The 4895-nt window shown below is 65.4% G+C and carries 6 protein-coding genes; all 6 read left to right on the top strand.

Translation table 11 applies throughout. The annotated features are described in order from the left end of the window. Window positions 1-177: 177 nt before the first annotated feature. Window positions 178-729: a cytochrome c oxidase assembly protein gene (locus JWQ89_RS19190; protein ID WP_299643659.1), complete on the top strand. Its 552-nt coding sequence runs from the start codon at window positions 178-180 to the stop codon at window positions 727-729. Window positions 730-731: 2 nt separating this feature from the next. Further along, window positions 732-1571, top strand: a complete 840-nt coding sequence (locus tag JWQ89_RS19185) for a cytochrome c oxidase subunit 3 (protein ID WP_299643658.1) — start codon at window positions 732-734, stop codon at window positions 1569-1571. 181 nt (window positions 1572-1752) lie between these two features. Next, window positions 1753-2130 (top strand): DUF983 domain-containing protein, encoded by a 378-nt coding sequence (locus tag JWQ89_RS19180; RefSeq protein WP_299643655.1) that lies wholly within the window; start codon window positions 1753-1755, stop codon window positions 2128-2130. After that, window positions 2123-2899, top strand: a complete 777-nt coding sequence (locus tag JWQ89_RS19175) for an SURF1 family protein (RefSeq protein ID WP_299643653.1) — start codon at window positions 2123-2125, stop codon at window positions 2897-2899. The genes JWQ89_RS19180 and JWQ89_RS19175 overlap by 8 nt, the downstream gene beginning before the upstream one ends. A 96-nt stretch (window positions 2900-2995) precedes the next feature. Next, window positions 2996-4402 carry a threonine synthase gene (gene thrC, locus JWQ89_RS19170; protein WP_299643652.1) on the top strand — a complete coding sequence of 469 codons (1407 nt, stop codon included), beginning with the start codon at window positions 2996-2998 and terminating at the stop codon, window positions 4400-4402. Next, window positions 4399-4895: pitrilysin family protein (locus JWQ89_RS19165; protein WP_299643650.1), on the top strand; the 497-nt coding region annotated here is incomplete at its 3' end. The genes thrC and JWQ89_RS19165, both read left to right, overlap by 4 nt.

The raw sequence follows: 4895 nt of genomic DNA, 5'->3' as shown, positions 1-4895 counted from the left end.
ACCCTCGGATGGCTGTGATGACTGAACCGACCAAGCGCGACGATGAAGCCGAGTTGGCGGCACGCCGCCGCAGGCGCTCGATTGCGCTCGGCCTGGTACTGGGCGCCATCGTCATCATCTTCTACGTACTGACTATCGTGAAGATGGGCCCCCACGTATTCGACCGGGCGCTCTGAGATGATGGACGTCCCGCTGCCGCATGAGCATCGCAACCGTCGCGTCGCCGTGACGCTGGTGGTGGTGGTCGCCGCGATGATCGGCGCCGCCTACGCTGCCGTGCCGCTCTATACGATGTTCTGCCAGGCCACCGGGCTGGGTGGCACGACGCAGGTGTCCGACGGCAACCCCAAGGGGGTCATCGCCCGCGAACTGACGGTACGCTTCGATTCCAACGTCGAGAGTTCGCTGCCCTGGACGGTGACGCCGGCCAAGCCCATCACCGACAAGATCGGCAACGTCGAGACAGTTGTCTTCACCGCCCACAATTCCTCGAACATGCCGATCACCGGGCAGGCGATCTTCAACGTCACGCCCGAGCAGACCGGCATCTATTTCAACAAGATCGAGTGCTTCTGCTTCACCGAGCAGACGCTGCAGCCCGGCGAGACCGTCGAGATGCCGATCGTGTTCTTCGTCGACCCCGACATTGCCGAGAACTCAGATCTCGACACTGTTCGCGATATTACCCTGTCCTACACATTCTACGCCGTTAAGAGCGAGGGAACCTGACCATGGCTGCGCACGCCAAGCCCAACCACGACTATCACCTGGTAAATCCCAGCCCCTGGCCCTTTGTCGGCTCGGTCTCGGCCTTCGTCATGGCCGTCGGCGCGATCCTGTGGTTCCACAAGATTGCTCCGCCGTGGATCCTCGTCGCCGGCGCCGTCGGCGTGCTTTACACCATGTACGCGTGGTGGGGCGACGTCATCAAGGAGGGCAAGGCCGGCGACCATACCCCGGTGGTGATGATGCACCACCGTTACGGCATGATGCTGTTCATCGCATCCGAAGTGATGTTCTTCGTCGCGTGGTTCTGGGCCTATTTCGACGGCTTCTTCAACCAGGACGCCCATGAGCAGTATGCCCGTATCGCGGCCATGGGCGACAGCTGGCCGCCGACCGGGGTCGAGCTCTTCAATCCCTGGCACCTGCCGCTGTTCAACACGCTGATCCTGCTCACCTCGGGCACCGCGGTGACCTGGGCGCACCATGCGCTGCTGCACAAGGACAAGCGCGGCCTCGTCTGGGGCCTGGCGATCACCATCGCGCTCGGCCTGCTGTTCACCTGCGTGCAGGCGCTCGAGTACTCGGAAGCCGGCTTCCAGTTCTCCGGCAACCTGTATGGCGCCACCTTCTTCATGGCGACCGGCTTCCACGGTTTCCACGTCATCATCGGCACCATCTTCCTGATCGTCTGCCTGATCCGAGCCATGCGCGACGAGTTCACCCCCGAGCACCACCTCGGCTTCGAATTCGCCGCCTGGTACTGGCATTTCGTCGACGTGGTCTGGCTGTTCCTGTTTGCCACGATCTACGTCTGGGGTAGCTGGGGCGTCCAGCTCGGCCACTGAGGGCGGACGCAAGGGTTCAAAGCGGGCGCGGCCAAGGCTGCGCCCTTTTGTTTACGCCCGCGTACGGCCCGCAGTCGTCTCCCTCCCCCTTGTAGGGAGGGGCAAGGGTAGGTGCCCCGCCACCAGCCAGCGACATCGTCACCCTTCGACAATTCCGGCGGCTTGGCGTAACTGTCGCCCCATGACCGAGCCCACCCCCGAACGCCTGCCCTCCCCCTTTGCCACGGGCCTCTCATGCCGCTGCCCGCGCTGCGGGGAGGGGCCGCTGTTCTCGGGGTTCCTCAAGCCGATGCAGCGCTGCGAGAGCTGCGGTCAGGACCTCAGCTTCGCCGAAGGCACCGAGGGCCCCGCAGTCTTCATCATCCTCGTTGTCGGGTTCGTCATCGTCGGCGCGGCCGCCACGGTGGAGGGGCTGTTCCATCCCCCGCCATTCGTCCACCTGCTGCTCTGGATACCGGGCACCATCGTCCTGTCGCTGCTGCTGCTTCGCCCGTTCAAGGCGACAATGGTCGCCCTGCAATACCGTCATCGCGCCGAAGAAGGCCGTGTCGATGGCTGACATCCCACACAGGGCGAGCCGTCGCCCGAACTGGTCGTTCTGGGCTTTCATCGCGCTGATGCTGGCGCTGATGGCCATGTTCGTCGCGCTCGGCATCTGGCAGGTCGAGCGGCTTGGCGAGAAGGAGCGGCTCATCGCCAATGTCGCCTCCCGCATGACCATGCCGCCGGAAAACCTGCCGCCGCTCGCCGAGTGGAGCGCCTTCGACGCCGCCGCCTGGGACTATCGCCGGGTGATCGTCTCGGGGACCTTCCAGCCCACCGAGACCGTGCTGGTCTTCACCAGCCTCGTCGACCAGCGCGGCAAGTTCTCCGGCCCGGGCTACTGGGTGATGACACCCCTGTCCCTGGCTGCCGGCGGCACCGTCTTCATAAACCGCGGGTTCGTGCCGCAAGAATCTGCCGAGGCGTTCGCGACGGGCGGAACGGTCGAGCCCGGGCTCATCAGCCTCACCGGCATCGCCCGCGCCTCCGAGGCAGTCAACAGCTTCACCCCGGCGCCCGATGCCGCCAAGCGCGTCGAATGGGTGCGCAATACCGATCGGCTGGCCGCGCTCGCCGGCCCGGTGCCGCAGCCCGTCGCGCCCATCTACATCGACCTGCCCGCCGCGGGCGCCGATGCGCTCCCGCAAGGCGGCGAGACGGTCGTCAGCTTCCCCAACAACCACCTCGGCTACGCCATTACCTGGTTCGGATTTGCGACGCTGGTGCCGTTCCTGCTCTGGTTCTGGGTCCTCCGGCAGCGCCGCGGGCCGACGTCCCGGCCATGAAACTTGCGGCGCAGCCGCAGTTTCAATAGGGTGCAGCGCATCCCACACCGCGTGCTCCAGGGCCCGCGACAGCACAAGACGGGGCGCTTCCCCTACATGCAGTATGTCTCTACGCGCGGCGGGGCGGCCGTGCCCGGCTTTTCAGACGCGGTTCTCGCTGGCCTTGCGACCGACGGCGGCCTCTATGTGCCTGAAACCTGGCCCCAGGTGACGCCGGCCGAGATTGCCTCGTTCGCCAACCGGCCCTACGCCGAAGTCGCCTTCGACATCATCGGCCGCTTCGTCGAGGGCGAGATTCCCGACGCCGAGCTGAAGTGCATCATCGACGAGGCCTACGCGACCTTCCGGCACCCTTCGGTGGCGCCGCTTGTCGAGATCGAGCCTGGCCATTTCGTCCTTGAGCTGTTCCACGGCCCGACGCTGGCCTTCAAGGACGTCGCCATGCAATTCCTCGCGCGGGTGATGGACCACATCCTCGCCCGCCGAGGCGCCCGCGCTACCATCGTCGGGGCCACCTCGGGCGACACCGGCTCGGCCGCCATCGAGGCCTTCCGTGGCCGCGATTCCACCGACATCTTCATCCTCCACCCGGAGGGCCGGACTTCCGAAGTGCAGCGCCGGCAGATGACCACGGTGCTCGATGCCAACGTCCACAACATTGCGCTGAGAGGCACGTTCGACGACTGCCAGGACATCGTAAAGGGCCTGTTCAACAACCGCCGCTTCCGCGACACCACCCAGCTCTCGGGCGTCAACTCCATCAACTGGGGCCGCATCGTCGCGCAGATCGTCTACTACTTCACCGCCGCGGCGTCGCTCGGTGCGCCGCAGCGCCAGGTGATCTTCACCGTCCCGACCGGAAATTTTGGCGACATCTTCGCCGGCTACTGCGCGGCGCGGATGGGGCTGCCGATCAAGACCCTCGCCATCGCCACCAATGCGAACGACATCCTCGCCCGCACGCTCGAGACCGGGCGCTACGAGGTGACCGGCGTCACCCCGACGATCAGCCCCTCCATGGACATCCAGGTGTCCTCCAACTTCGAGCGGCTGCTGTTTGAATCCATCGATCGCGACGCCGATGCCGTCAAATCGATGATGAGCGGGCTCAGGCAGTCCGGCGGCTTCTCCATCCCCGACAAGGCTCTCGCCGCGATCCGTCGCCAGTTCGTCGCCGGTCGCACCGGCGAGGCCGAAACGGCCGCGACCATCAAGTCGGTAAAGGCCGGCTCCGACTATCTGCTCGACCCGCACAGCGCCGTCGCCGTCGCGGTGGGGCGTCCGCTGGTGGGTGGCGCCGCGCCGGTGGTGACGCTCTCCACCGCGCACCCCGCGAAGTTCCCCGCGGCCGTCAAGGCAGCCGCGGGCATTGAACCGGCTCTGCCGGCGTGGTTGTCTGATCTTTACGAACGAGAAGAACGTTTCACCGTCCTCGACAACGATCAGGGCGCAGTGGAGCGCTTCATTACGGCACGAACCCGCGTGCTAGAGGAGCAGAAGTGACTGTCAGGAGTACGACGCTCGATAACGGCATGACCGTTTTGACCGACGACATGCCGCACCTCGAAAGCGCGTCCCTGGGCATCTGGGTCAAGGCTGGATCGCGAAGCGAAACCGCCGCCGAACACGGCATTTCGCACATGCTCGAGCACATGGCCTTCAAGGGCACCGAGACCCGCGATGCGCTCGAGATCGCCTCGACCATCGAGAATGTCGGCGGCGACCTCAATGCCGCGACCTCGGTCGAGCACACGGGCTATTTCGCCCGCGTACTGAAGGAAGATGTGGCCCTCGCCGCGGATATCCTCTCCGATATCCTGCAGAACTCGCAGTTCGAGCAGCACGAACTCGATCGTGAACAACAGGTGATCGTGCAGGAGATCGGCGCAGCGCGGGACAACCCCGACGACCACGTGTTCGATCTGTTCCAGCAGGCCGCCTATCCGGACCAGGCGATCGGCCGCACCATCCTCGGCACCGTCGAGTCGGTGAACAG

This window comes from Devosia sp. (assembly GCF_028290645.1).
Classification (GTDB): Bacteria; Pseudomonadota; Alphaproteobacteria; order Rhizobiales; family Devosiaceae; genus Devosia_A.
The sequence above is the reverse complement of the archived record's forward strand: the minus strand, read 5'-3'. Positions and strand labels throughout refer to the sequence as shown.

What these genes read in the sequence shown, in the direction of transcription:
- JWQ89_RS19190 (WP_299643659.1), top strand. Translation starts at nt 178, where the DNA reads ATGATGGACGTCCCGCTGCCGCATGAGCATCGCAACCGTCGCGTCGCC.
- JWQ89_RS19185 (WP_299643658.1), top strand. Translation starts at nt 732, where the DNA reads ATGGCTGCGCACGCCAAGCCCAACCACGACTATCACCTGGTAAATCCC.
- JWQ89_RS19180 (WP_299643655.1), top strand. Translation starts at nt 1,753, where the DNA reads ATGACCGAGCCCACCCCCGAACGCCTGCCCTCCCCCTTTGCCACGGGC.
- JWQ89_RS19175 (WP_299643653.1), top strand. Translation starts at nt 2,123, where the DNA reads ATGGCTGACATCCCACACAGGGCGAGCCGTCGCCCGAACTGGTCGTTC.
- thrC (WP_299643652.1), top strand. Translation starts at nt 2,996, where the DNA reads ATGCAGTATGTCTCTACGCGCGGCGGGGCGGCCGTGCCCGGCTTTTCA.